The sequence below is a fragment of the Arsenicicoccus dermatophilus genome (genome assembly GCF_022568795.1).
Classification (GTDB): domain Bacteria; phylum Actinomycetota; class Actinomycetes; order Actinomycetales; family Dermatophilaceae; genus Arsenicicoccus; species Arsenicicoccus dermatophilus.
The window spans coordinates 1,762,272-1,787,814 of record NZ_JAKZHU010000001.1; the positions used below are offsets into that span (position 1 = coordinate 1,762,272).

The window sequence follows — 25,543 nt, forward strand, 5'->3', positions numbered from 1 at the left end:
AGCCGGATTCCGGCGGGCATCGCCCACGATCCAGGACGACGGGTGGGCGAGGCGGGGTCAGGCCTCGACGCGCTGCAGGGTGGGGTGCAGGTCCTCGGCCGGGGGCACCCAGGTGTCCGAGCTCGCCTCGACCTGCTCGCCGGAGCGGATGTCCTTGACCGAGTCGGACGCGCCGTCGGCCCCGAGGAACCACACGAAGGGGATCGACCGCCGGTCGGCGAACTTGATCTGCTTGCCGAACTTCGCGGCGCTCGGAGCGATCTCGGTGGGTATGCCGCGGGACCGCAGCTCGGCGGCGACGGCCCGGGCACGCGGCCGGTCCTCCTCGACGCCCAGGGCGACGACCACGCACGTCGGCGTCGGCCGGGTGGCGGTGACCAGGCCCCCGGCGATCAGCTTCGCGAGCAGCCGGGACAGGCCGATGGAGATGCCCACGCCGGGATAGGTGGTCCGCCCGTCGGAGGCCAGCGCGTCGTACCGCCCGCCGGAGCAGATCGAGCCGTAGGACTCGTGCCCGACCAGCTGGGTCTCGTAGACCGTGCCCGTGTAGTAGTCCAGGCCGCGGGCGACCCGCAGGTCGGCGACGAGGACGCCGGGCCGCTCGGCGATCGCGGCCTCCATGACGGCGGTGAGCTCGGCGAGGCCCTCGTCGAGGGTGGGGTGGCAGACCCCGAGCGCGCGCACCCGGTCGGCGAAGGACGTGTCCTGCGAGGAGATCTCGGCCAGCCGCAGGCACTGCGAGATCTGCTCGTCGGTGGCGCCGGCGGCGGCCAGCAGCTCGGTGACGCCCTCCGGGCCGATCTTGTCGAGCTTGTCCACGATCCGCAGGGTGCCGACGACGTCGGTCAGCCCCAGCCCGAGGTAGAAGCCCTCGGGGATCTTGCGGTTGTTGACCTGGATCCGGTAGTCGCCGATGGGCAGCCGGCTGAAGACGTCGGCGATGACCAGCGGCATCTCCGCCTCGTAGTGCGCGGCCAGCTCGCCCACGTCGACGATGTCGATGTCGCACTGGGTGAACTCGCGGAAGCGACCCTCCTGCGGGCGCTCGCCACGCCAGACCTTCTGGATCTGGTAGCGGCGGAAGGGGAAGGTCAGCTTGCCGGCGTTCTCCAGGACATAGCGGGCGAACGGCACGGTGAGGTCGAAGTGCAGGCCGAGCGCCTTGTCCGGGTCGTCGGCGTCCTTGTCGTCCGCGTCGGCCGCGAGCCGGTGCACGCCGTAGATCTCCTTGTCGGCGTCACCGCCCTTGCCGAGCAGGCGCGACACGGGCTCGACCGCGCGGGTCTCGACGCTGACGAAGCCGTGCAGCTCGAAGGTCTCACGGATCACGTCGAGGAAGGCCTGCTCGACGACGCGCTCGGCGGGCAGCCACTCCGGGAAGCCGGACAGCGGGGCGATCTTGGTGCTCACTGGTGGTCAGAGTCCTTTGAGGTAGGGGTTGGTCACGCGCTCGCGCGCCATCGTGGAGGCGGGGCCGTGGCCGGGGAGGACGAGGGTGTCGTCGGCCAGGGGCAGCACGACCTCACGCAGGGAGCGCATCATCGCGTCGTGGCTGCCGCCGGGCAGGTCGGTGCGGCCGATGGAGCCGGCGAAGAGCACGTCGCCCGCGAGCAGGGTCTGCTGGGCCTCGACGGGGACCCCGTCGGGCACGCCGGGCAGCGTGAACATCACCGACCCCTCGGTATGCCCGGGGGCGTGGAGCACGTCCACCCCGAGGCCGGCGAGGTCGAGGTGCTGGCGGTCGGCGACGGTCTGCACCGCGCTCGGCTCCCGCCAGGTCATCGCCGCGCCGAACTGCCGCTCGAACATCCGCACCAGCTGCGGCTCCAGGTCCTTGGCCGGGTCGGCGAGGCGATAGGCGTCGTCGGCATGGATGTATGCCGTGAGGTCCGCGTCGTCCCCGGTCGTGCAGACCGGCGTCACCGACCACACGTGGTCCAGGTGGCCGTGGGTGAGGAGCACCGCGGCGGGCTTGAGCCGGTGCTCTCGCAGCAGCGCCTCCAGCTGGTCGACGACGCCGAAACCGGGGTCGACCACGAGGCACTGCTCCCCCGCCGCCGGGGCGACGACGTAGCAGTTGGTGGCATAGGCCTGCGCCGGGAATCCGAGTAGGAGCACCGACCCAGCCTAGTCGGGCGCCGCATCCGGCCGCGAAAGCCGGGCCTGTCGCCGCGCACCTCGCCATACGTCATCCCTAGACTGCACAGCGTGACGAAGGAGCAGGAGAAGGCCAGAGCGCGACGACGCGCCACCCGGGTCGAGGCCAAGCGGGCCCAGCAGGCCGCCCGGACCGCCCGGCGACGGCAGGTGCTCGCGGTGCTCGCCACGGTGGCGCTGGTCCTCGCGATGGTGGTCGGGGTGACGATGTCTCTGGGCGAGGGCGCTCCCTCCGCCGCCCCGTCGACCGGCGGCACCCGCACCATCGATCCCTCGCCGCAGGCCACCGTCGCCCCGACGGGCTCCGGCAGCGGGGCTGCCGCGGCCGGGCTGGACTGCTCCACCCCGCCCCCGCCCCAGGCGACCCCCAAGACCTGGACCTCGGTCCCGGACGCGGCCACCGCCGCGGGCAAGACCTGGGTCGCGACCATCGAGACGAACTGCGGCCCGATCACCGTCGAGCTGGACGGCAAGGTCGCCCCGCAGACCGTGGCGTCCTTCCTCTTCCTCGCGCAGCAGGGCTACTGGGCGCCGAGCCCCTGCCACCGCCTGACCACGTCCCGCATCTACGTCTTGCAGTGCGGTGACCCCACCGGCAAGGGCAACGGCGGCCCGGGCTACGGCTACGGCGTCGAGCACGCGCCGGCCGACAGCACCTATCCCCGCGGCACCCTGGCGATGGCACGCACCCAGGACCCCCAGAGCAACGGCGGGCAGTTCTTCGTGGTCTACAAGGACACGCAGCTGCCCACCGCAGGCGGCGGCTACTCCATCTTCGGCAGGGTGACTGCCGGGCTGGATATGGTGGACCGCATCGCCGCAACCGGCGTCGACGACTTCGTGGGTCCCGGCGACGGCCATCCGAAGACCGCGATCTCCATCCTCAAGGTCTCCGTCACAGAGAAGAAGGCATGACCGTGTCCAACCAGCCCGAGCAGACCTCCGCCCACCCCGACCCCCAGGTCGACGCCGCCGTGTCGGCCGCCTCGCCCGAGGCCGCACCCGCGGAGGTCGGCGTGGAGACGCCCGCCACCGCCCCGGGTGGGGAGGCCGGCCGGCCGTCCACCGACGCCCGGACGACCGTCCAGGGCGCCCCCGAGACCGAGGTCGCGGCCACCGAGGCCGCCGACTCGAGCCTCCCCGAGGCCGTCGGCACCGACGAGGGTGACAAGGCTCGCCCCGTCGAGACGGTCGCCAAGGTCGGCGGCGCGGTCCTCGGGGCGCTCACCGGCGCCCTCGGAGGTCTGGTGTCCGGCGGTGACAGGACCGAGGACGCTCCGGCGCCGGTGGCCGGCGGCGCGGACGACATCTCCCCGGACACCCAGGAGGAGGCCGAGCGCGTCGCGTCCTCCGAGGGCGCCGAGCCGGTCGTCGTCGCGACCCAGGACGCGAGCGAGGAGGCCGCGCCCCGGGGCGATGCCAAGCCCGCGGGGACCAGGCCCGCCGAGACGTCCCCGCAGCCCGCCGGCTCGCCCACGACGCCCGACGGGTCCGCCACCGCCGACGGCTCCCAGGCGCAGGCCGAGAGCACGTCCGAGGCGAAGCCCGCGCCGCGGTCGGCCTCGGTCGCCCGCCCGGGCGTCCCTTCGCCCGCGGCGATCAAGCCCAGCCCGGCCGCGATGCCGCGTCCGGCCGCCGCCACGCCGGCGACGGTCACCGCTCCCCCGACGACCACCCCGAGCAACGCCGCGACCTTCGGCCGGGTGGCCGAGGACGGCACGGTCTTCGTCCGCACCCCCGACGGTGAGCGCGCGGTGGGGTCCTACCCCGGCGCCTCCGCCGAGGACGCGCTCGCCTACTTCGCGCGCAAGTACGACGAGATGTGGGCGGCCGCCGAGCTGCTCTACCACCGCGTCCTGCAGACCGGCCTGTCCGCCAAGGAGGCCACCGACGACCTGACCAAGCTGCGCGAGCACGTCGGCGAGGCCAACGTCGTGGGTGACCTGCCGCAGCTGGACGCCAAGATCGAGTCGATCGCGACGGCCATCGAGGCCCGCAGGCAGGTCGAGGCGACCGAGCGCGCCGCGGCACGGGAGCAGGCCCGCACCGAGCGCGAGGCGATCGTCGCCGAGGCCGAGCGGATCGCCGCCCAGGACCCCGCCAAGACCCAGTGGAAGACCTCGGGCACCCGCATCCGCGAGCTGCTGGACGAGTGGAAGCAGCACCAGCGCACCTCCGCCAAGCTCGACCGCGAGACGGAGAACGCTCTGTGGCAGCGGTTCTCGCACGCCCGCAACTCCTTCGACAAGGCCCGTCGCGTCTACTTCGCCGAGCTGGAGTCCACCCAGACCGAGGCCAAGGCCACCAAGGAGCGCCTCGTCGCCGAGGCCGAGAAGCTCTCCACCTCCACCGAGTGGGGCCAGACGGCGGGCGCCTACAAGCGCCTCATGGACCAGTGGCGCCAGGCCGGCCGCGCGGGCCGCAAGGACGACGACGCGCTGTGGGCCCGGTTCAAGGCCGCGCAGGACGCGTTCTTCAACGCCAAGGACGCCCAGTCGGCCGAGGAGGACAAGGAGTTCCGCGCCAACCTCGAGGTCAAGGAGGGGTTGCTGGCCGAGGCCAGGGCGCTCCTGCCGATCACCGACCTGGCCGCCGCGAAGTCCACGCTGCGCACCATCCAGGACAGGTGGGACGCCGCGGGCAAGGTCCCCCGCTCGGAGATGGGTCGCATCGAGGGCGAGCTGCGCAAGGTCGAGCAGGCCGTCCGCGACGCCGAGGACGCGCGCTGGAAGAAGTCCAACCCGGAGGTCAACCACCGCGCCTCCGCCTTTGCCGAGCAGATCGAGAAGGCTCTGGAGAAGGAGAACAAGGCGCTCGAGCGGGCCAAGGCCACCGGCGACGCCACCAGGATCAAGAAGGCCGAGGAGAACCTCGCGGCGCGGCGCCAGCTCCTCGAGATGGTGCAGCGCGCGCAGTCCTGACCTGCCGGCGGTGGTCGGGTCCGCCGGGCCTCGCTGCACAGGCGGGTCCGCGCACCCCCGGCGATCGAGTGGCCCGAGCCCTCCGACAGACCCCAGGTGCATGCCGAGCCGCGGGGCCTCCTCCCACCCGGAGGGGGCGCCGCGGCCGTCATACCCGCCCCGACCGGAGAGGCACGATGACGCAGACGCAGGTCGCTCGCCGCCTGGTGGCCGGGCACGGCCGGACCTTCGCCGAGGAGGCCGGGATCGTCCTGGCCGACGAGCCGGAGCCGTTGTGGCAGCTGCTCGTGCTCACCCAGCTGCTCTCGACCCGCATCGCCTCGAGGGTGGCCGTGCGGGCGGCCCGCGAGATCTACGCCGCCGGGTGGACCGCTCCGGAGCGCTTGCGGGCGAGCACCTGGCGCGGGCGCGTCGACGCGCTGGGGCGCGGGGGCTATCGGCGCTACGACGTCAGCACCGCGACCCGCCTCGACGAGAACGCCGCGCTGCTGATCGAGCGGTGGGGCGGGGACCTGAGACGGCTGCGTGCCGAGGCCGGAGACGACCCGCGCGAGATCGCCCGGCTGCTGCAGGAGCTCGCCGGCATCGGACCCACGGCGGCCGCGATCTTCCTGCGCGAGGTGCAGGTGGTGTGGCCGCAGGTCGGCCCCCAGGTGGACGCCCTGGTGCGCCTAGGCGCGACGGCGGCGGGCCTGCCGACCACCGCACCCGAGCTGGCGGCCCTGGTGCCTGCCCAGGACCTGGGCCGCCTGTGCGCGGCGCTCGTCCGGGTGGCCCGCCGGCCCGCGCTCCTCGACTCCTGACCGTCGATCCCTCACCACGGATGCTCTCCCACCCCGGGCTGCTCGGACCCGAGAGAGAAGTTCTCGAACTACATTGTTCTAGTTGCTCTAGAACAACTACCATGGTGCCGTGCTCATCACCATCGATCCGGAATCTGCCGAGCCGCTCTACGGCCAGCTCGTCGGCGCGATCCGCGGCGCGATCCTGCGCGGCGAGGTCGGCCCCGGCGACAAGCTCCCGGCCGCGCGGGACCTCGCCGCCGGCCTCGGGGTCAACATGCACACCGTCCTGCGGGCCTACAACACCCTGCGCGACGACGGCGCCATCGAGCTGCGCCGCGGCCGCGGAGCGGTCGTCACCACCAAGGGCCTGGACACCGCCGAGCTCGAGCAGTCGGCGCGCACCTTCCTCGAGGCCGGGCGCCGGCACGGTCTCACCCTCCCCCAGCTGCACGATCTCCTCGATCAGGAGGCCCGGTCATGACCAGCCACGACAGCACCAGCACCGCCCACGCCGGCGCCTCGCCCGCCGAGCCCGTCCAGCCCACCCGCACCACCGACGACGCCGCCCGCCGTCGACAGCTGCTCGTCGCGGGTCCACCCCTCCTGCTCGCCGTCCTCGGCAGCGTCGGCGCCGTCGCCCTGTGGTGGGGCCGGGTGCCGGCCCGGATGGCCAACCACTTCGACGTCCACGGCGTCCCGAACGGCTTCGAGCCCCGGCCCCTCTCCCCCGGCGTGCTCCTGACCTTCGTCGTCGTCCCCGCGCTCACGCTGCTGACCCACCTCGCGCGTCGTCGACCGGGCCTGAGCGGCGCCTCCCGCTCCCTGGTGGCCGCCGTCGTCGGCCTCACCCTGGTCATGGCCTCCCTGCTCGTCCGCCAGCTCGTCGTCCACCTGGACGTCGCCCACGCCGAGGACGTCCGCAACCCCATGCTCGGCGGCCTGCTGTGGGTCCTTCCCGCGCTCGTGGTCGGGCTGGCCGTCTGGCGCCTGTGCCCGGACCGCGCGCCTGGCATCCACACCCTCCAGCCCGCCCGCCCCACCACGTTGCGTCCCGGCGCCCGGGCCGTGTGGACCTCCCGCGCCGAGGCGCCGCGCTGGCTGCTGGTCGTCCTGGCCGTCGCCTTCGTCATCGGCCTGGTCACCCCGGTCGTCACCCGCAGCTGGGAGAGCGCGCTGGCGCCCGTCGTCATCCTGCTCGTCGGGGCGATGACCTCCGCGGTCACGGTCACCGTCGACGGGCGCGGGCTCACCTGGCACACCCCGCTCGGCTGGCCCCGGGGCCGGATGCCCCTCGACCGGGTCGCCTCGGCCGAGGCGACCCAGGTGACCATCGGCGAGCACGGCGGCTGGGGCTACCGGATCGGTGCTCGCGGCCCGGCGGTGGTCATCCGCAACGGCGCGGCCCTGCGGGTCACGGCCACCTCCGGCCGGTGCCTCACCATCACGGTCGACGACGCCGCGACCGGCGCCTCGCTCCTGCAGGCCCTCACCGCACGGTCCTGACTGCTGGGCGTATGCCGGGTCCGGCGTGCGGCACACGCCCATGTCCGGACCGGTGCCGCACGGCTCCGGCGGCCCTTGCCCGCCCCCCACGCACCACGGCCCCGGGGCGCTCCTTAGGATCGAGCCCGGCCGTCTCGCCCCCGCTCGTCGGATCCCCCGTGGGGACCGGCAGCTCGGGCTCCCCATCGACGTGGGCCCGAGGCCCGGGCGGCCGCCCGCCGCCCGACCGGGCGCGGTGCACGCCACCGAGGAGAGGCAGCCAGCCATGGCCACCGTCCACGACCCATCCCCCGCCAGCCCACCGACCCGCTCGTCCCGGGAGGACCGAGGCTTCCTCGGTCACCCGGGTGGCCTCGCCTGGATCTTCCAGATCGAGCTGTGGGAGCGCTTCTCCTACTACGGCATGAAGGCGATCCTGCTGTACTTCATCGTCGACACGATCGCCAACGGTGGCCTGGGGATCCCCAAGTCCACCGGCGAGGCCGTGGTGGCGACGTACGGCGCGGCCGTCTACCTGCTCGCGATCCCCGGCGGGCTCGCGGCCGACCGGCTCCTCGGCGCCTGGCGGTCGACGTTCTACGGCGGGGTCATCATCATGCTCGGCCACATCTGCCTGGCCCTGCCCGCCACGGCGACCGCCTGGCTGGGCATCTGCCTGGTGGCCTTCGGCACCGGCTTCATCAAGCCCAACCTGTCGACCATGGTCGGTGAGCTCTACGACCAGGACGACCCCCGTCGCGACGGCGGCTTCCAGATCTTCTACATGGCCGTCAACATCGGCGCGTTCTTCTCCCCCCTGGTCGTGGCCGCGCTCAAGGAGCGGTGGGGCTACCACGTCGGCTTCTCCGCCGCCGCCGTGGGCATGGCCTTCGCCCTGGTCACCTTCCTGCTGAGCCGCAAGACCCTCCACGGCATCGGGATGACCGTCCCGAATCCCCTGACCGGCAAGGACCGGTCCCGCCTGGCCCTGGTCACCGTCGCGGTCGTCGTGTGCACCGGGCTGATGTACCTGCTGTTCTCCGCCCTCGAGGGCGGAGAGACCACCTCCGCGATCGTCGACACCGTCGCGGCGCTGTCGATCCTGGCCGGCATCGGCTACTTCTGGATGATGTTCCGCAGCCCGCAGGTCACCGCCAACGAGCGCAGCCACCTGGCGGCCTACCTGCCGATGTGGGTCGGCGGCGTGATGTTCTTCATGATCTTCGAGCAGGCCTCGGTCAAGATGGCGACCTTCGCCTCGGACAACACCCAGCTGTCCCTGGGGGGCATGAAGATCAACCCCGAGTGGTACCAGTCGGTCAACCCCTTCGCGATCGTCATCCTGGCCCCCCTCGTCGGGTGGTTCTTCACCCGCCGCGCCGGCCGCTTCCCGCAGACCCCGGCGAAGTTCGCCCTCGCGGTCACCCTCATCGGCCTGAGCGCCCTGCTCATGGGCTGGGCCTACACCATGTGGCCGGGCGGCGACCGTCTCTCGCCGGCCTACTTCCTCGCCATGGTCTTCGTCGTGCAGACCGTCGCCGAGCTCTTCCTGTCCCCCGTCGGCCTGTCCGCCACGACGATGCTCGCTCCCAAGGCCTTCGCCAGCCAGGCCATGGCGCTGTGGCTGCTGACGTCCGCCGTCGGTCAGGGCGTCGCGGCCCTGCTCATCAAGGGCATGGCCACGCTCTCCGACGCGACGTTCTACTACACCCTGGGTGCGATGACCCTCGTCTGCTCGCTGATCCTCTTCGGGCTCGTCCCCTGGACCCAGCGCAAGATGAAGGACGTCGAGGACATGCGCCGCGAGGCCGCCGACTCCGCGCGGGCGGCTCGCGCCCACTGATCCATCAGGAGACAGACCGGAGGGAGCGGTGCCCAGGCGCCGCTCCCTCCGGCATACGGTCGGCGTCCCTCAGCGTCCCAGAGCCGCCGCCGTGAGCTCGGACAGCCGTGTCCGCTGGCGCCCCTGCTCGTCGAAGTTGTCGTCGGCCAGCCACTGCTCGTAGACCGGCCGCAGGCGACGCCAGTCGTCGTCGGTCATGGCGTACCACGCGGTGTCGCGGTTGCGGCCCTTGTAGACCATGTGCTTGCGGAAGGTGCCCTCGTAGGTGAAGCCGTAGCGCTCCGCCGCCGCCCGGGATCCGGCGTTGAGGTCGTCGCACTTCCACTCGTAGCGCCGGTAGCCGAGCTCGTCGATGGCGTGCCGCGCCATGAGGTACATCGCCTCGGTGCCGCCACGGTGGTGCTGCATCTCGGGCGAGTAGAGGATGGTGCCGACCTCGATGACCCCGTCGACCACGTTGGCCCGCTGCCAGGACGCGGTGCCGACCACCCGGCCCGTCTCGTTGCCGACGATCGCCAGGGGGATCTGCGTCGGGTTGTCCATCAGCGTGCGCAGGTGGGCCGCCAGCTCGGTGGTGGTGCGGAAGGGCCCGGCCGTCATGTACGTCCACAACCCCTCGTCGCCCTCGCCGCACGTCAGCTCGAACAGGTCGGGCACGTGGTCCGCCGTCAGGTCCACGAGGGTGACCTCGTGCCCGACGAGCCGGACCCCGCGCGGGAGGACGACCGGGTGCCAACCCCAGACGTCGTCCCCGATGGGCTGGTCACGCTCGTTGCTGCGCACGACGACTCCTTGTCACGCGACCGGCCTGCGCCGGAGCGGGTATGGCGGAAGGATTCCGCGGACTACTGCTGCTCCATCTTGCGCGAACCACCCACGCGACTCACCTCGAAGACGCCGTCGACCTTGCGCACCGCCCGCATCACGTGCTCCAGGTGAGCGGGATCACCCATCTCGAAGGTGAACTTGAAGATCGCGACCCGGTTCGTCGTGGTCGAGGAGGCGCTCGACAGCAGGTTGACGTGCAGGTCGGCGAGGACCCGGGTCACGTCGGACAGCAGCCGCGAGCGGTCCAGGCCCTCGACCTGCATCTGCACGAGGAAGACCGAGGATGCCGTCGGCGACCACTGGACGTCGATGAGCCGCTCGGGCTCGGTGAGCAGGTCGGCGGCGTTGGTGCAGTCGCGCAGGTGCACCGAGACCCCGTGGCCGCGGGTGACGAAGCCGATGATGTCGTCGCCCGGCACCGGGGTGCAGCACTTGGCGAGCTTGACCCACACGTCGTCAGTCCCGACGACCACCACGCCGGGGTCGGTGGCGCGCACGCGACGGGTGCGTCGCGAGGCGGGCGAGACCGTCTCGGCGGCGTCCTCCGTCAGCCCCTCCTCGCCCCCGGCCTGGGCGAGCATGCGCCCGACGACGTGCTGGGCGGAGACGGTGCCGGAGCCGACCGCGGCATACAGCCCCGCGATGTCCGACAGGTGCAGCTCGCGGGCCAGGGCGGTCAACGACTCGACCGAGGTGAGCCGCTGCACGGGCAGCCCCTGCTTGCGCAGCTGCTTGGCGAGGGCGTCCTTGCCCGCCTCCACGGTCTCCTCGCGCCGCTCCTTGGAGAACCAGCCGCGGATCTTGTTGCGCGCTCGAGGGCTCTGCACGAAGTTGAGCCAGTCGTGGCTGGGCCCGGCGTCCGGCGCCTTGGAGGTGAGCACCTCCACGACGTCGCCGTTCTCCAGCCGTGACTCCAGCGGCACGAGCCGTCCGTTGACCCGACCACCGATGCAGCGGTGACCCACCTCGGTGTGCACGGCATACGCGAAGTCGACCGGCGTGGACCCGGCCGGCAGCCCGATGACCTCACCCTTGGGGGTGAAGACGAACACCTCCTGGGTGTTGATCTCGAAGCGCAGCGAGTCCAGGAACTCCCCCGGGTCGCTGGTCTCGGACTGCCAGTCCACCAGGGAGCGCAGCCAGGACATGTCGGTCTGGCCGTCCTCGGTGGGCATGGCCCCGCGCGGACCGTCCTCCTTGTACTTCCAGTGGGCCGCGACGCCGAACTCCGCCCGCCGGTGCATGGCGTGGGTGCGGATCTGGATCTCCACCGGGTTGCCGCCGGGGCCGATCACCGTGGTGTGCAGCGACTGGTACATGTTGAACTTCGGCGTGGCGATGTAGTCCTTGAACCGCCCCGGGACCGGCGTCCAGCGGGCGTGCATCGCCCCGAGGGCGGCGTAGCAGTCGCGGACCGACTCCACGAGGACCCGGACCCCGACGAGGTCGAAGATCTCGTCGAACTCCTTCCCCCGGACGATCATCTTCTGGTAGACGCTGTAGTAGTGCTTGGGCCGCCCGGTCACCTTCGCCTTGATCTTGGCTGCGTCCAGGTCGTGCAGCACCAGCTCGCGCACGCTGGCGAGGTATTCCTCGCGCGCCGGGGCGCGCTCGGCGACCAGGTGCTCGATCTCCTCGTAGACCTTGGGGTACAGCGTGGCGAAGGCGAGGTCCTCCAGCTCCCACTTGATGGTGTTCATGCCCAGGCGGTGCGCCAGCGGAGCATAGATCTCCAGCGTCTCGCGGGCCTTCTTGGCGGCCGAGGAGGCGGGTACGTAGCGCCAGGTGCGGGCGTTGTGGAGGCGGTCGGCGAGCTTGATGACGAGGACCCGGATGTCGCGCGCCATGGCGACGACCATCTTCCGGACCGTCTCGGCCTGCGCGGCGTCGCCGTAGGTCACCTTGTCGAGCTTGGTCACCCCGTCGACGAGGCGGGCTATCTCGTCGCCGAACTCCCGCCGCAGCTCGTCCAGGCTGTATGCCGTGTCCTCGACCGTGTCGTGCAGCAGCGCGGCGGCGATGGTGGTCGGCGGCATGCCGAGGTCCGCGAGGATCGTGGACACCGCGAGCGGGTGGGTGATGTAAGGGTCGCCGGACTTGCGCATCTGCCCGCGATGGCAGCGCTCGGCGACGACGTAGGCCCGGTCGATGATGGTGATGTCGGCCTTGGGGTGGGTCAGCCGCACCGACCGCAGGATCGGCTCCAGCACCGGGTGCGCCGAGGAACGGCCTCCGAGGCGGGCCAGCCGGGCCCGCATGCGCGCCGGCGCCGGGAGTGGCTGGGTCGGTTCGTCGACCGCGGCGCTCGTCGCCGACGTGGCCGGACGACGGCCCGCCACCGAGGGGTCGGGCTCGGGGCGCAGCGCGGTGGCGTCCTCGGCGGGGCTCGTCATCCCGTCATCCTAGGGTGTGCTCAGGCGTGGACGAGCGAGATCACCCGACGCCCAGCCAGGCGCTCGCGTCCCCGGAGGGCGTCGATCTCCAGCACGAACTCGCACGCGGAGACGATCCCGCCGCAGTCCTCCACCAGACCGCAGGTGGCGGCCGCGGTCCCGCCCGTCGCCAGCACATCGTCGAGGACGAGCACCCGCTGGCCGGGGGTCAGCGCGTCGACGTGCATCTCCAGGGTGGCCTGGCCGTACTCCAGCGTGTAGTCGGCACCGACCGTCGCGCCGGGAAGCTTGCCGGCCTTGCGCACCGGCACGAAGCCCACGCCCAGGGCGTAGGCGACGGCCGCGCCGAGGATGAACCCGCGGGCCTCCATGCCGACGACCACCTCGCAGTCACCGCGGTGGCGGCGGGCGATGTCGTCGACCACGGTCCGCAGCGCCGGTCCGTCGGCGAGCAGCGGCGTGAAGTCCTTGAACAGCACGCCCGGGGAGGGGAAGTCGGGGATGTCACGCATGAGCCGCGCGACCAGGGCCGCAGTCTCCTGCAGCTCCTGGTCGCGCGGCTCGGTGTCGGAGTGGGTCACGCGGGAGAACCTATCGCGTCGTGGCCGCTCGGGTCACCGCTTGGACCGCGGCGTCCGCCGGGGCTGGTTGCGCGGGCCCGTCTGGGTGGCGCTCGGGTGCAGCGGGCGGCGCCCGCCCGAGGCCGCCGGGTGGACCGGCCGCTCGCGCGTGCCCTCCGCCCCGGCCCGGGTGGCGCCACCGGCCGAGCGGGTGGCGGCACCTGCGGACACGAGCTGCGCCTCGTCGCGGGTCGTGGAGTGGGTGTCGCGCCGGCCGAGGTCGGACCTGAGCACGCCGGAGAAGTTCGCGCCGCCCCGGGCCTCCTGGAACCGGCGGGCCCGCCGGGCCTGATCACGCATCCCCGGCTCGCGCTCACGCAGCAGCGCGAGCACCGGGGTGGCGATGAAGACCGAGGAGTAGGCACCCACGAGGATGCCGACCAGCAGCACCAGCGCCAGGTCGAGCAGGACACCCGGGCCGATGATCAGCAGACCCACGATGAGCACCACGGTGACCGGGAGGACCGACATCATCGAGGTGTTGATCGAGCGGACCAGCGTCTGGTTGACCGCGAGGTTGGCGGCCTGGCTGTACGACTGGCGGCCCGAGTGCTCGGCCGCCCGGACGTTCTCCTTGACCTTGTCGAAGACCACCACGGTGTCGTAGAGCGAGTACGCCAGGACGGTGAGGAAGCCGATCATCGTCGCCGGGGTGATCTCGAAGCCGAGCAGCGTGTAGAGCCCGACGGTGATGACCATGTCGTGCAGCAGGGCGATCAGCGCCGCCAACGACATCTTCCAGGTGCGGAAGTACAACGCCAGCACGATCGAGACGATGAGGAAGAAGATCAGCAGCGCCCGGAGCGCCTGCTGGCTGACCGTCTGCCCCCACGACGGGCCGACGAAGGTGCTGGAGACGGCGTCTCGGCCCACCTTGAACTGGTCGGCGAGGGCCTTGGACACCGCCTGGGTGGGGCCCTCCTCCAGCTTCTCGGTCTGGACCCGGATCGAGCTGCCGCCGACCTTGGTCACCGTGACGTTGCCGGCCTTCGAGCCGGCCTTGGCGGCCGCGGCCTCCACGGTGTCCTTGGCCCGGGTCTCGAAGTTGCTGGTGTCGGAGATGCTGGCGACCCGGAACTCCGAGCCGCCGCGGAACTCCAGGCCCAGGTTGAGCCCCTTGAGCGCCAGCGACCCCGCGCACAGGGCCAGCACGAGGCCGGAGATGGCGAACCACAGCCAGCGGCGGCCGACGTAGTCGAGGCCGCGGCGACCGGTGTAGAGGTCGTTGCCGAGATCGGAAACCTTGCTCACAGCACGGCCCCGCCTTCCTTGGAGTAGCTCGCGTCGCGCCCGCGGGCCGCCTCGCGCTCGGCGTCGAGGGCCGCCAGCTCCGCGTCCGGGTCACGGAACTGACCACGGCCGCGGTAGCGAGCGGGCTTGGCCCCCAGCGCCTTCGGGTCGAAGCCGGACATCGGGTGACCCTCGCCGAAGAAGCGGGTGCGGGACAGCAGCGCCAGCATGGGGTGAGTGAAGAAGAACACGATGACCACGTCGATGAGCGTCGTCAGGCCGAGGGTGTACGCGAAGCCGCGCACGTTGCTCGACGCGAGGAGGTAGAGCACCACCGCGGCGATCAGGTTGACCAGGTCGGAGATGATCACCGTGCCCTTGGCCCGCTGCCAGCCGGCCTCGACGGCCGCGGGGATCGAGCGCCCCTCACGGATCTCGTCGCGCACGCGCTCGAAGTAGATGATGAACGAGTCGGCCGTCATACCGATCGACAGGATCAGACCGGTGACTCCCGCCATCGAGAGGCGGAAGTTCTGGGACCACCCGAGCAGGGTGATCGAGACGTAGGTCAGCGCCGCGGCCATGAGCAGGGAGGCGATGGTCACCAGGCCCAGCGCGCGGTACTGGAACAGCGCGTAGAGACAGACGAGCAGGAAGCCCGCCAGCCCGGCGAGCAGGCCCTTCTGCAGCTGGTCCGCGCCCAGGGTGGGGCTGACGGTGTCCTGGGTCTCCACCCGGAAGGACATCGGCAGGGCACCGAACTTCAGCTGCTGCGCGAGCGACTGGGACGAGACATCGGTAAAGCCACCGGTGATGGAGGACTTGCCGTCGTAGATCGGGACCGTGATGCGGGGGGCGACGATGACCTCGCCGTCGAGCACCGAGGCGAACTGGTTGCGCGGCTGGGGCAGGGTGAGCAGCCGCTTGGACAGGTCGGCGAACTTCTTGCCGCCGTCACCGGTCAGCGTGAGGTTGACGCCGTACTCCGTGCCGGTGCCGCCGCCCTGGGTGGGCTGCAGGCCGGCGGTCGCGTCGGCTATGTCGGCGCCCTCCAGCTCGGCCGGGCCGAGGATGTACTTGGCGGTGCGGTCTGTGGAGCAGGTGACGATCGCCTTCTTGGGGTCGTCGTTGATCTTCAGGTCGAGGTTCTTGTCGGTGCAGTTGAGCTTCTCGAACTGCGCCTGCAGCTCCGGGGTGATCCACGCCGGGTCGCTCGCGTCCTTGGGCGCCGCACCGGGGGTGGCTCCTGGGGCCGTGGCAGCCGGGGCGGCAGGGGCGGTGGCGGCCGGGGTCGGGGCCGCGGGAGCGGCAGGCGTGGCTGTCGTGGCCGGGGTCACCGGGGTGACGGTGGTCGCCTTGGCCGTCACCGTCGCCTGGGGCGCGAGCTGGGCGGCGGCCGGGGGCACGAGGGCACCGGCCGCGCTCGGCGTGGCGGTGGCAGCCGGTTTGGCGGGCTTCGCGGTGGGCTTCGCCGGGGTGACCACCGGCTTGGCCGGGGTCGCGGCGGGCTTGGCCGGCTTGGCCGGGGTGGCCGGGGGCTTGGCCGGGGTCGCGGCGGGCTTGGCCGGGGTGGCCGGGGGCTTCGCCGGGACGGTCGCGCCAGGCACCGGCACCCCGCTCGCCGTGGCCGTGGGCTGCGGCGTGGCGGTGCCGGCCGCCTCGATCAGGACCGGACGGAAGCGCATCATCGAGGACTTCTTCAGCGAGTCCACGGTCTCCTGCGGCGTGCCCTTGGGCAGGTTGACCACGATGTTGCGGCCACCCTGCGTCGACACCTCGGCCTCGGCGACTCCGGAGCCGTCGACACGCTTCTGCATGATGTTGACGGCCTCGTTCATCCGGGACTCGTCGAGGGCCTGCCCACCCTGGACCTGGGGGGCGAGCACGACCTGCGTGCCTCCCGCGAGGTCCAGACCGAGCTTGGGGGTCCACTGGGCGGAGCTCCAGGTGGTCACGCCGGCGAGCAGCGCATAGAGGCCGAGGAGGAGCACGAAGAACCAGGTGAGGGTCCGGCGCGCTCCTCTCGTGCGGGGGTTGCGGGCCATCAGTCGGCTTCCTTGGGTGATGCGGTCGGGACGGGCAGGACGCCGCCCGTCTGGGGGGCGTTCTCCGGAGCCTCGCCCAGCAGGGCGCGCTCGTCGAAGGTCAGGACGACGCCCGAGGCCACCTCGAGGCGGGCGAACCCGTCCTCGCGCGACCTCAGGGTGCCGACGAGGCCGGAGGTGGTGAGCACCTGTCGGCCGGGGTGCAAGGAGGCCAGGGTCGCCGCGGACTCGGCCTCGGCCGCCCGCTGCCGGCGGCGCGCGGCGAACCACAGCCAGGCCAGGAGCAGCAGGGACAGCAGGAACATCAGCATCGGCAGCAGGCCACCGTCGTCCGCCGCGGCGGTGGCCACGGCGAGCACAGTCAGTGGGGTCATCGGCTGCTCTCGGTCGGTATGGCGGCCCGCAGCCCCCGCAGTCGCCACTTTGGGTGACGATGGGGACACTGTGGGCGACGGTACATGTTCCTTTTCGGCAGTCTACGGGGCGTGCCGCTCCTGCAGCCAACCACCACGCCCGCCCGTCCCGCCACCGCAGCCGCCCACGACGAGCTGTCCGGACCCGCGCCCACGGCGTCTCGGGGAGCGGGCAGGAGCGTGCCGGTCAGGAGAAGCGGCCGTCCCCACCCTCCAGCGGCAGCTGCGTCATACCGGCTCCGGGAGCCTGCGCGGGTGCCCGCAGGCCCAGGTGCTCCCAGGCCAGGGCCGTCGCGGCGCGCCCGCGCGGGGTGCGCACCATGAAGCCCTCCCGCACGAGATAGGGCTCGGCGACCGTCTCCACGGTGTCCGGCTCCTCCCCCACCGCGACGGCGAGCGTGGACAGCCCGACCGGCCCGCCCCCGAAGCGGGTGCAGAGCAGCTCGAGCACGCCACGGTCGAGCCGGTCCAGGCCTCGCGGGTCGACGTCGAACAGCGCCAGCGCCTCCTGCGCGGCCTCGAGGTCGACGACACCGCGCCCGTGCACCTGCGACCAGTCGCGGACCCGGCGCAGCAGGCGGTTGGCGATGCGCGGCGTCCCCCGCGACCGCCCGGCGATCTCGGCGATCCCGTCATCCACGGCCTCGACCCCGAGCAGCCGGGCGGACCGCCCCAGGATCGCGGCCAGGTCGGCGGCCGCGTAGTAGTCCAGGTGCCCGGTGAAGCCGAAACGGTCCCGCAGCGGCGCGGGGAGCAGCCCGGCCCGGGTCGTGGCCCCCACGACGGTGAAGGGCGGCAGCTCCAGCGGGATCGCCGTGGCTCCCGGCCCCTTGCCGACGATGACGTCGACCCGGAAGTCCTCCATCGCGAGGTAGAGCATCTCCTCGGCCGGACGCGCCATCCGGTGGATCTCGTCGAGGAAGAGGACCTCCCCCTCGGCCAGGCTGGACAGGATCGCGGCCAGGTCGCCGGCGTGCTGGATCGCCGGCCCGCTGGTCACTCGGATCGGGCGCTCCAGCTCCGCGGCGACGATCATCGCGAGCGTGGTCTTGCCCAGGCCGGGCGGGCCGGACAGCAGGATGTGGTCGGGCACCGCATCACGGCGCCGGGCGGCCTCAAGCACGAGGGACAGCTGGTCGCGCACCCGCGGCTGGCCGGGGAACTCGCTCAGCCGCTTGGGTCGCAGCGCTGCCTCGACCCGTTGCTCGTCGTCGGTGCCGCGCGCGTCCACCACCCGCGCGGTGGCGTCGAAGCTCCAGTCGTCACAGGCAGCGTCGTCGAAGGCCCCCTCGCCGTGGCCCGGCTCGTCTCCTCTGGTCTGGTTCTCTGCCACGGGTCAGCGCCCCAGCTCGCGCAGGGCCGCGCGCAGCATCTCGCTGGTGGTGCCCGCTCCCCCGGCCGTGAGCACCCGGCCGACCGCGTCCTCGGCCTGCTTGGCCGACCAGCCCAGCCCGACGAGCGCCTCGACGACCTGCGGCTGCGCACCGGCCGGCGCCGCGGTGGCGCTCTCGCTCGGCGCGGTGTCCCCCGACGGCACGCCCACCTTGTCCCGCAGCTCCAGGACGATCCGCTCGGCGCCCTTGCGGCCGATGCCGGGCACCTTGGTCAAGGTCGTGAGGTCGCCGGTGGCGACGGCCTGCCGGGCGGCGTCGGGTGCGAGGACGGACAGGATCGCGAGCGCGACCTTCGGCCCGACCCCGGACACGGTCTGCACCTGCTCGAAGAGCACCCGCTCGTCCTCGTCGCCGAAGCCGTAGAGCGTCAGCGAGTCCTCGCGCACCACCAGGGTCGTCGCCAGGCGGGTCTCCTGCCCGGGGCGCACCGAGGCCGCCGTGGCGGGCGTCGTGTGGACCAGCATCCCGACACCGCCGACCTCGACGACGACGCCGTCCAGGCGGGCGGCCAGGACGGTTCCGGACACCGACGCGATCATGAGCTCTCCTCCACCACGATGCTTCTGGTATGACGGGGCTGCCGCCCCCGGGTGGGCGCACCTGCGACGGCGCGCACCGCGGCCCCCTCGGTCCTCCTCACCCGGTCCCCCGCGTGACGCCCTGTCGCCGGACTGCGGTCACGGCGGCCGCCCGCGCCGGGTCCGACCCGCCCGCGCTCGCGCGGTGCTGCGCCACGGCCTGCTGCCACCGGTTGGGCGCCTCGCCCTGGCGTCGGCGGGCGGCGTCCAGGGCCTCGGCCACCCGACTGTCGGCGACCGCGCTCTCCAGCCGGCTCGCCGCGCCTCCTCGCCATACCTGGCAGATCGCCAGGGCCAGCGCGTCGGCCGCGTCCGCCGGGGTCGGCCGCTCGTCCAGCCCGAGCACCCGCATCACCATGGTGGTGACCTGGGCCTTGTCGGCGCGGCCGTTGCCGGTCACCGCGGCCTTGACCTCGCTGGGGGTGTGCAGGGCGAGCGGGAGTCCCCGCCGTGCCGCGGCGAGCATCGGCACCGCGCTCGCCTGGGCCGTGCCCATGATGTTGGCGACGTCGCCGCGGGCGAACATCCGCTCCACCGCGATCGCGTCGGGGTCGTGCGCGTGCAGCCACTCGTCCAGCTCGACCTGCAGGGTGAGCAACCGCTGGTGGACGGGATCGGTGCTGGGGGTGCGGATGACGCCGACGGCGACCATGCGCAGCGGCCGACCCGGCACCCCCTCGACCACGCCGATGCCGCACCGGGTCAGGCCGGGGTCGACCCCGAGGACGCGCATGCCACCCTCCCCTTCCGACCCGGCCGGCCCTGCTGCTGGGACGAACACACGTTCGCACGCTCACCGTAGCAGCGTCCTCGGGGCACGCCGGGCTGCGGCGCGCCGCGCGGCCCACCGGCCGGTGAACCGGGCAGCCCGAGGGGCCGGTCACCCTCAGGTGACCGGCCCCTCGTCAGCCGGCCTCACGCCGGACGGTGCCCGGACCGGGTCAGTCCTCGTCGTTCAGACCGAGCTCCTCGGCGACCTCGTCGGAGATGTCGCCGTTGGTCCAGACGTTCTGCACGTCGTCGGAGTCCTCGAGGGCGTCGACGACCTTCATCATCTTGGTCGCGCCGGTGGCGTCCAGGTCGACCTTGAGGTTGGGCACGAAGCTCGCCTCGGCCGACTCGTACTCCAGCCCGGCCTCCTCGATCGCCTTGCGGACGCCCACGAAGTCCGTGGCCTCGGAGATGATCTCGAAGGTGTCGCCCTCGTCGTTGACCTCCTCGGCGCCGGCGTCGAGCACGATCTCGAGCAGCTCGTCCTCAGTCGTCTCCTTGCCCTTCTGCTGCTTGGGGACCACGACGACGCCCTTGCGGGAGAAGTTGTAGGCCACCGAGCCCGGGTCGGCGAGGTTGCCGCCGTTGCGGGTCAGGGCGACGCGCACCTCGGTGGCGGCGCGGTTGCGGTTGTCGGTGAGGCACTCGATCAGCACGGCGACACCGTTGGGGGCGTAGCCCTCGTACATGATCGTCTGCCAGTCGGCGCCGCCGGACTCCGCACCGGAGCCGCGCTTGAGGGCGCGGTCGATGTTGTCGTTGGGGACGGAGTTCTTCTTGGCCTTCTGGACCGCGTCGTACAGCGTCGGGTTGCCCGCGGGGTCAGCCCCACCGTTGCGGCACGCGACCTCGATGTTCTTGATCAGCTTGGCAAAGAGCTTGCCACGCTTGGCATCGATCGCAGCCTTCTTGTGCTTGGTGGTGGCCCACTTGGAGTGGCCGCTCATGAGAGTCTCCTCGCTGGTTCTGCCCTGGCAACTTCCCTAGTCTATGCGCCCCGCACGAGGTCCACGAAGTACTCGTGGACGCGCAGGTCGCCGGTGACCTCGGGGTGGAAGCTCGTGACCAGCAGGTTGTCCTGCCGGGCCATCACGACCTTGCCGCCCCGCTCCCCCGACGACCCGTCGGCCGGCACCTCGGCGAGCACCTCGACGGCCCCGCCGACCTCCTCGACCCACGGTGCCCGGATGAAGACCGCTCGCACCGGCTCGGACTCGCCGTCGCGCACCGCCGGGATCGACAGGTCCACCTCGAAGGAGTCCACCTGCCGCCCGAAGGCGTTGCGGCGCACGAGCAGGTCCATCCCGCCCAGGGTCTGCTGGTCGCTCGTCGCGTCGGCGACCCGGTCGGCGAGCATGATCATGCCCGCGCACGAGCCGTAGACCGGCATACCGCCCGCGATCCGCTCGCGCAGCGGCCCCTGCAGGTCGAAGGCCCGCACCAGCTTGTCCATGACGGTCGACTCCCCGCCGGGGATGACGAGCCCGTCCAGCCCCTCCAGCTCGGCAGGGCGACGGACGGTCGAGGTCGCCACGCCGAGGGTGTGCAGGGCCTGGACGTGCTCGCGGACGTCGCCCTGGACGGCGAGGACTCCGATGCGGGGGGAGGTGGTCACGGGCGTCCACCCTAGTCCCGCCGACGACGTGGGTACGACGACCGACCACCCCGGGCTGCCTCAGCCCCGGCGCAGCGCCTCCGCCTGGGTGGCCCGCCGCCGGACCCCCAGCCACCCGAGCACGAGGGCGATCACGATCACCGGCGTGGCGAGCAGGGTCTTGCGACCGTCGGCGTCGAACCACATCGTGACGAGCACGAAGACCAGCGCCGCCATCCCCAGCCACGAGGTGAAGGGCGCGCCCGGCATCGGGAAGCTGGTGGCAGGCAGCTCGCCGCGGTTGATCTTGCGGCGCAGCGCGATCTGGCAGGCGAAGATCGTCCCCCACGTCCAGATGATGCCGATGGCGGCCATGTTGAGCGCCAGCTCGAAGGCCTGGGCGGGCACGAAGTAGTTCAGGACGACGCCGAGGAAGTACACGGCCGCGGTGAGCAGGATCCCGCCGTACGGCACGTGGTGCCTGCTCATCCGCCCGGTGAAGGCCGGCGCCTCGCCCTCGGCGGCGAGCGACTTGAGCACCCGGCCGGTGGAGTAGAGGCCGGAGTTGCAGGAGGACAGCGCGGCGGTGAGGACGATGACGTTCATCGCGTCGCCGATCCAGGGCTGCCCGAGCCGGGAGAAGACCGTCACGAAGGGGCTCTCGCCCGCGTGGTAGGTCGTGTAGGGCACGAGGCAGCCGAGCAGCAGCACCGATCCGACGTAGAAGAACGCGATCCGGAAGATGACCGCGCGGATGGCCTTGGGGATCACCTCGCGGGGGTTCTGAGTCTCCCCGGCCGCGGTGCCGACGAGCTCGATGGTGGCGTAGGCGAAGATCACGCCCTGCAGCACCATGACCAGCGGCAGGACCCCCTTGGGGAAGAACCCGCCCGGGCCCTGCACCAGGTTGCCCAGCCCCGCCGGGTGGCCGGGGACGACCTCGGTGCGCATCGCGACGAGGCCGATGCCGACGACGATGAAGGTCACCAGGGCGAGCACCTTGAGCAGCGAGGCCCAGAACTCGAACTCGCCGAAGGCCTTGACGCTGGTGAGGTTGATCGCCAGCACCACGGCCAGCGCGACCAGCGCCGGGATCCACTGGGGCAGGTGGGGCAGCCACTTGTTGACGTACTGCGCGATCGCGGTGATCTCGGCGATGCCGGAGGTCATCCAGTTGACCATGTACATCCAGCCGGCGACGAAGGCCCACTTGTTGCCGAAGAACTCGCGCGAGTAGGACACGAAGGACCCGCTGGACGGCCGGTGCATGACCAGCTCGCCGAGGGCCCGCATCAGCAGGTAGGCCACGACGCCGCACAGGGCGTAGGCGAGGACCAGGGAGGGGCCGGCCTTGGCCATCCGGCCGCCGGCGCCCATGAAGAGCCCCACACCGATGGCGCCGCCGATGGCGATCATCTGGACCTGACGGTTGGACAGGGACTGGTGGTAGCCCTCGTCGCCTGCGTCCGTGAGGGCGAACCCGCCGGGATCGGCCGGGGCTGCGGACACCTTGTCCGCCGGGGTGCTGGAAGGCGTCATCGCGCATCCTTGCTGTGAAGTGGTTGGACCAATGCACTCTACCGGGTGGTCATGCCGACCTGACCTGGGGGATCTCCATCGGCACCTGCCGGTACGGCGAAGACCCCGAGCCGCTCGGTGGGAGCGACCCGGGGCCTTCGGGGTGCGAGGTGACGAGATCCGCTGGTCACCAACCGCGCTCGGCGAGACGGTGCGGGACCGGGATGTCGTCGACGTTGATGCCGACCATGGCCTCGCCCAGGCCGCGGGAGACCTTGGCGATGGTGTCGGGGTCGTCGTAGAAGGTCGTGGCCTTAACGATGGCCTCGGCGCGCTGGGCGGGGTTGCCGGACTTGAAGATCCCGGAGCCGACGAAGACGCCCTCGGCACCGAGCTGCATCATCATCGCGGCGTCGGCGGGGGTGGCGATGCCGCCCGCGGTGAACATCACGACGGGCAGCTTGCCGGTCTCGGCGATCTCGGCGACGAGCTCGTAGGGCGCCTGCAGCTCCTTGGCCGCGACGTACAGCTCGTCGGGGGCCATCGAGCGCAGGCGGTTGATCTCGGCACGGATCGTGCGCATGTGGGTGGTGGCGTTGGAGACGTCGCCGGTGCCGGCCTCACCCTTGGAGCGGATCATGGCCGCGCCCTCGGTGATGCGACGCAGGGCCTCGCCCAGGTTGGTGGCGCCGCAGACGAAGGGCACCGTGAACTGCCACTTGTCGATGTGGTTGCTGTAGTCCGCGGGGGTCAGCACCTCGGACTCGTCGATGTAGTCGACGCCGAGGGACTGCAGGACCTGGGCCTCGACGAAGTGACCGATGCGGGCCTTGGCCATGACCGGGATGGAGACGGTCTCGATGATCCCCTGGATCATGTCGGGGTCGCTCATCCGAGAGACGCCGCCCTGGGCGCGGATGTCGGCGGGGACCCGCTCGAGGGCCATGACGGCCACGGCGCCGGCGTCCTCGGCGATCTTGGCCTGCTCGGGGGTGACGACGTCCATGATGACGCCGCCCTTGAGCATCTCGGCCATGCCGCGCTTGACGCGCGAGGTGCCGGTGGTGGACGTGGTGCTGGTGGGCTCGTTGGTGCTCATGTGCGTGCGCGTGCCTGTCGAACGTCGGTGTGGGACCCGTCCACTGTAGGACGAGCCCCCCGCCGGGCCGTCATCGGCGTCACTCGACCGCCGTCGGCAGGCGGTCGTCGAACTCGATGGTCCGCGGCAGCTCCGCGTGCCCCGCGAGGTGGAAGACGCGGACGGTCCGCGTGCGCCGCACCCGCTGCACGTCCACCACCGCGTCGTTGTGGAACCGCCGCGCGAGCTGCACCCGCGAGCCCGCCGACCGCACCCGCAGCAGCAGCCCGCGTCCCACCTCGTCGCGCCGCAGCGCCTCGACGGTCTCCGGCGGCAGGGCCAGGTCCAGGGCCTGGGTGAGATCGGTCTCCACGTCCGCCCGGCCCACGGCGTGCTCGTCCTCGGCCTCCAGGGACTCCGCCGCCGCGGCGGCCAGGAAGAGCGACGTGGCCGGGTCCAGCAGGCCGCTCGCCGCGAGCTCCTGGGCAGCCTCGGCCCGCCGGACGAGCTGGGCGTCGACCGCGACCAGGGCCCCCTCGACCCGGGCGTGGAGCCGGTCGAGCCGCGCCGCCTGGTAGGTGAGCCGCCAGGCCAGGAGCACCAGGGCCAGCCCGACCAGCACCAGCACCAGCGGCACGTCCGGGCCAGAGCCCACCACCACCCGGCCGTATGCCGGCACCTGCGCCGTCACCTGGTGCTCCGGCCGGGTCCGGTCGACCCGCCGCGACCGCGCAGCCGCTCCCCCAGCGCCGCCCACCGGCGCGCCATGCGCCCGGCCGGCACCTCCGGCGCGCCGACGACGACGGTCTCGTAGACCGCGAGCACCTGCTCGGCCACCACGGACCAGTCGAAGGCCCGGGCGCGCTCGCGGCCGCGGGCGGCGAGCGCGGCGCGGCGGGCCGGGTCGCGCAGCAGCGCCACGACGGCGTCGGCGAGGGCCCCGGCGGACTCGTTGGTGAAGGTCGCACCCGCCCGCCCGCCGTCGAGCACCCGCCGGAAGGCGGGCAGGTCCGAGGCGAGCACGCAGGCGCCGGCAGCCATGGCCTCGACCAGGATGATCCCGAAGCTCTCGCCGCCGGTGTTGGGGGCGACGTAGAGGTCGGCGGAGGCGAGGAGCGCGGCCTTGTCCTCGTCGGAGACGGCGCCGAGGAGCTCGACCCGGCACCCGGGGGGCACCTGCGCGCGCACCGCCTCCTGGTCGCCGGGGCCGGCGACCAGGAGGCGGACGCCGGGGACGGCGCGGGTGACGGCGGGCAGCGCCTCCAGGAGAAGCGGCAGCCCCTTGCGGGGTTCGCCGAGGCGGCCGAGGAAGGCGATGGTGGGCGCGTCGGGGGCGCCCTGCCAGGCGGGTCGTGGCGCGGTGGCCGCGAAGCGGTCGACATACACCCCGTTGGGGATGACCACGGCGTCGCCGCCGTAGTGGGTGGTGACGGTGCGGCGGGCGTCCTCGGAGACGGCGATGCGGGCGAGGATCTTCTCCAGGGAGGGACGGAACGCCGGGTAGACCGTCTGCATGGCCCGCGAGCGCACCTGGGAGGAGTGGAAGGTCGCGACGATCGGGCACTCGGCCTGCCACAGGGCGAGGGTGCCGATCGAGGGGGTGACCGGCTCGTGGATGTGCACCAGGTCCAGGTCGCCGTCCTCCAGCCAGCGGGCGACGCGGGCGGCGGTGACGGGGCCGAAGTTCAGGCGGGCCACCGAGCCGTTGTAGCGCACGGGCACGGCTCGACCGGCGGGCACGACGTAGGGCGGCAGGGCGGTGTCCTCGTCCGCGGGGGCGAGCACCGACACCTCGTGCCCCTGGTCGATCAGCCACTCGGCGAGGTCGCGCACGTGCAGCTGCACGCCGCCCGCCACGTCGAAGGAGTAGGGGCAGACGATCCCGACGCGCAG

General features: G+C 72.5%; 23 protein-coding genes. 6 read left to right on the forward strand and 17 right to left on the reverse strand.

Annotated features, from left to right (window positions below; genetic code table 11):
* Positions 1 to 57 precede the first annotated feature (57 nt).
* A complete protein-coding gene (gene hisS / locus MM438_RS08215) occupies positions 58 to 1,410 on the reverse strand; it encodes a histidine--tRNA ligase (protein ID WP_241451998.1) in 1,353 nt (450 codons plus the stop codon).
* 6 nt (positions 1,411 to 1,416) lie between these two features.
* Complete coding sequence (locus MM438_RS08220; RefSeq protein ID WP_241451999.1) at positions 1,417 to 2,118, reverse strand: MBL fold metallo-hydrolase; 702 nt, start codon at positions 2,116 to 2,118, stop codon at positions 1,417 to 1,419.
* A 90-nt stretch (positions 2,119 to 2,208) separates the two neighbouring features.
* Here MM438_RS08220 and MM438_RS08225 point away from each other — a divergent pair, with 90 nt between their 5' ends.
* The 6 genes from MM438_RS08225 to MM438_RS08250 all read left to right on the forward strand — a co-directional run bounded on the left by MM438_RS08225 (position 2,209) and on the right by MM438_RS08250 (position 9,188).
* Complete coding sequence (locus MM438_RS08225) at positions 2,209 to 3,072, forward strand: peptidylprolyl isomerase (protein WP_241452000.1); 864 nt, start codon at positions 2,209 to 2,211, stop codon at positions 3,070 to 3,072.
* Positions 3,069 to 5,078, forward strand: a complete 2,010-nt coding sequence (locus MM438_RS08230; protein WP_241452001.1) for a DUF349 domain-containing protein — start codon at positions 3,069 to 3,071, stop codon at positions 5,076 to 5,078. The genes MM438_RS08225 and MM438_RS08230 overlap by 4 nt, the downstream gene beginning before the upstream one ends.
* A 176-nt stretch (positions 5,079 to 5,254) precedes the next feature.
* Positions 5,255 to 5,881: an endonuclease gene (locus MM438_RS08235; protein ID WP_241452002.1), complete on the forward strand. Its 627-nt coding sequence runs from the start codon at positions 5,255 to 5,257 to the stop codon at positions 5,879 to 5,881.
* Between the two features lie 109 nt (positions 5,882 to 5,990).
* Positions 5,991 to 6,344 carry a GntR family transcriptional regulator gene (locus MM438_RS08240; RefSeq protein ID WP_241452003.1) on the forward strand — a complete coding sequence of 118 codons (354 nt, stop codon included), beginning with the start codon at positions 5,991 to 5,993 and terminating at the stop codon, positions 6,342 to 6,344.
* Positions 6,341 to 7,366, forward strand: coding sequence for a DUF1648 domain-containing protein (locus MM438_RS08245; protein WP_241452004.1), 1,026 nt, complete (start codon positions 6,341 to 6,343; stop codon positions 7,364 to 7,366). The genes MM438_RS08240 and MM438_RS08245 overlap by 4 nt, the downstream gene beginning before the upstream one ends.
* Before the next feature lie 265 nt (positions 7,367 to 7,631).
* Positions 7,632 to 9,188 carry a peptide MFS transporter gene (locus MM438_RS08250; protein WP_241452005.1) on the forward strand — a complete coding sequence of 519 codons (1,557 nt, stop codon included), beginning with the start codon at positions 7,632 to 7,634 and terminating at the stop codon, positions 9,186 to 9,188.
* Positions 9,189 to 9,257: 69 nt separating this feature from the next.
* Here the strand turns inward: MM438_RS08250 and MM438_RS08255 are convergent, their stop codons facing one another.
* The 15 genes from MM438_RS08255 to MM438_RS08325 all read right to left on the reverse strand — a co-directional run bounded on the left by MM438_RS08255 (position 9,258) and on the right by MM438_RS08325 (position 25,543).
* The gene (locus MM438_RS08255) at positions 9,258 to 9,971 is read right to left on the reverse strand and encodes a GNAT family N-acetyltransferase (RefSeq protein ID WP_241452006.1); all 714 of its coding nucleotides are present in this window, start codon (positions 9,969 to 9,971) and stop codon (positions 9,258 to 9,260) included.
* A gap of 62 nt (positions 9,972 to 10,033) precedes the next feature.
* Positions 10,034 to 12,274, reverse strand: a complete 2,241-nt coding sequence (locus MM438_RS08260; protein ID WP_241453384.1) for a RelA/SpoT family protein — start codon at positions 12,272 to 12,274, stop codon at positions 10,034 to 10,036.
* A 155-nt stretch (positions 12,275 to 12,429) separates the two neighbouring features.
* Positions 12,430 to 12,990, reverse strand: coding sequence for an adenine phosphoribosyltransferase (locus tag MM438_RS08265; RefSeq protein ID WP_338155530.1), 561 nt, complete (start codon positions 12,988 to 12,990; stop codon positions 12,430 to 12,432).
* Positions 12,991 to 13,023: 33 nt separating this feature from the next.
* Positions 13,024 to 14,280 carry a protein translocase subunit SecF gene (gene secF / locus MM438_RS08270; protein WP_241452007.1) on the reverse strand — a complete coding sequence of 419 codons (1,257 nt, stop codon included), beginning with the start codon at positions 14,278 to 14,280 and terminating at the stop codon, positions 13,024 to 13,026.
* Positions 14,277 to 16,304: a protein translocase subunit SecD gene (gene secD, locus MM438_RS08275; RefSeq protein ID WP_241452008.1), complete on the reverse strand. Its 2,028-nt coding sequence runs from the start codon at positions 16,302 to 16,304 to the stop codon at positions 14,277 to 14,279. Before secD ends, secF begins: the two co-directional genes overlap by 4 nt.
* On the reverse strand, positions 16,304 to 16,678 hold the full coding sequence (locus MM438_RS08280) for a preprotein translocase subunit YajC (RefSeq protein ID WP_241452009.1): 375 nt from the start codon (positions 16,676 to 16,678) through the stop codon (positions 16,304 to 16,306). The genes secD and MM438_RS08280 overlap by 1 nt, the downstream gene beginning before the upstream one ends.
* 226 nt (positions 16,679 to 16,904) lie before the next feature.
* Entirely contained in the window at positions 16,905 to 18,050 is a 1,146-nt protein-coding gene (gene ruvB, locus MM438_RS08285) for a Holliday junction branch migration DNA helicase RuvB (RefSeq protein ID WP_407568127.1), read from the reverse strand.
* A gap of 3 nt (positions 18,051 to 18,053) precedes the next feature.
* The gene (ruvA, locus tag MM438_RS08290; RefSeq protein WP_241452010.1) at positions 18,054 to 18,650 is read right to left on the reverse strand and encodes a Holliday junction branch migration protein RuvA; all 597 of its coding nucleotides are present in this window, start codon (positions 18,648 to 18,650) and stop codon (positions 18,054 to 18,056) included.
* Between the two features lie 97 nt (positions 18,651 to 18,747).
* Positions 18,748 to 19,422, reverse strand: coding sequence for a crossover junction endodeoxyribonuclease RuvC (locus MM438_RS08295; protein WP_241452011.1), 675 nt, complete (start codon positions 19,420 to 19,422; stop codon positions 18,748 to 18,750).
* Positions 19,423 to 19,630: 208 nt separating this feature from the next.
* Complete coding sequence (locus tag MM438_RS08300; protein ID WP_241452012.1) at positions 19,631 to 20,407, reverse strand: YebC/PmpR family DNA-binding transcriptional regulator; 777 nt, start codon at positions 20,405 to 20,407, stop codon at positions 19,631 to 19,633.
* A gap of 41 nt (positions 20,408 to 20,448) precedes the next feature.
* On the reverse strand, positions 20,449 to 21,075 hold the full coding sequence (gene pdxT / locus MM438_RS08305) for a pyridoxal 5'-phosphate synthase glutaminase subunit PdxT (RefSeq protein WP_241452013.1): 627 nt from the start codon (positions 21,073 to 21,075) through the stop codon (positions 20,449 to 20,451).
* A gap of 60 nt (positions 21,076 to 21,135) precedes the next feature.
* Positions 21,136 to 22,593 (reverse strand): amino acid permease, encoded by a 1,458-nt coding sequence (locus tag MM438_RS08310; protein ID WP_241452014.1) that lies wholly within the window; start codon positions 22,591 to 22,593, stop codon positions 21,136 to 21,138.
* Between the two features lie 166 nt (positions 22,594 to 22,759).
* On the reverse strand, positions 22,760 to 23,671 hold the full coding sequence (pdxS, locus tag MM438_RS08315; protein ID WP_241452015.1) for a pyridoxal 5'-phosphate synthase lyase subunit PdxS: 912 nt from the start codon (positions 23,669 to 23,671) through the stop codon (positions 22,760 to 22,762).
* A 79-nt stretch (positions 23,672 to 23,750) separates the two neighbouring features.
* A complete protein-coding gene (locus MM438_RS08320; RefSeq protein WP_241452016.1) occupies positions 23,751 to 24,341 on the reverse strand; it encodes a hypothetical protein in 591 nt (196 codons plus the stop codon).
* Positions 24,338 to 25,543, reverse strand: a complete 1,206-nt coding sequence (locus tag MM438_RS08325) for a glycosyltransferase family 4 protein (RefSeq protein WP_241453390.1) — start codon at positions 25,541 to 25,543, stop codon at positions 24,338 to 24,340. The genes MM438_RS08320 and MM438_RS08325 overlap by 4 nt, the downstream gene beginning before the upstream one ends.

What these genes read in the sequence shown, in the direction of transcription:
- MM438_RS08230 (WP_241452001.1), top strand. Translation starts at nt 3,069, where the DNA reads ATGACCGTGTCCAACCAGCCCGAGCAGACCTCCGCCCACCCCGACCCC.
- MM438_RS08235 (WP_241452002.1), top strand. Translation starts at nt 5,255, where the DNA reads ATGACGCAGACGCAGGTCGCTCGCCGCCTGGTGGCCGGGCACGGCCGG.
- MM438_RS08245 (WP_241452004.1), top strand. Translation starts at nt 6,341, where the DNA reads ATGACCAGCCACGACAGCACCAGCACCGCCCACGCCGGCGCCTCGCCC.
- MM438_RS08250 (WP_241452005.1), top strand. Translation starts at nt 7,632, where the DNA reads ATGGCCACCGTCCACGACCCATCCCCCGCCAGCCCACCGACCCGCTCG.
- MM438_RS08260 (WP_241453384.1), bottom strand. Translation starts at nt 12,274, where the DNA reads ATGCGGGCCCGGCTGGCCCGCCTCGGAGGCCGTTCCTCGGCGCACCCG.
- secD (WP_241452008.1), bottom strand. Translation starts at nt 16,304, where the DNA reads ATGGCCCGCAACCCCCGCACGAGAGGAGCGCGCCGGACCCTCACCTGG.
- MM438_RS08280 (WP_241452009.1), bottom strand. Translation starts at nt 16,678, where the DNA reads ATGACCCCACTGACTGTGCTCGCCGTGGCCACCGCCGCGGCGGACGAC.
- ruvA (WP_241452010.1), bottom strand. Translation starts at nt 18,650, where the DNA reads ATGATCGCGTCGGTGTCCGGAACCGTCCTGGCCGCCCGCCTGGACGGC.
- MM438_RS08295 (WP_241452011.1), bottom strand. Translation starts at nt 19,422, where the DNA reads ATGCGCGTCCTCGGGGTCGACCCCGGCCTGACCCGGTGCGGCATCGGC.
- MM438_RS08300 (WP_241452012.1), bottom strand. Translation starts at nt 20,407, where the DNA reads ATGAGCGGCCACTCCAAGTGGGCCACCACCAAGCACAAGAAGGCTGCG.
- MM438_RS08310 (WP_241452014.1), bottom strand. Translation starts at nt 22,593, where the DNA reads ATGACGCCTTCCAGCACCCCGGCGGACAAGGTGTCCGCAGCCCCGGCC.
- pdxS (WP_241452015.1), bottom strand. Translation starts at nt 23,671, where the DNA reads ATGAGCACCAACGAGCCCACCAGCACCACGTCCACCACCGGCACCTCG.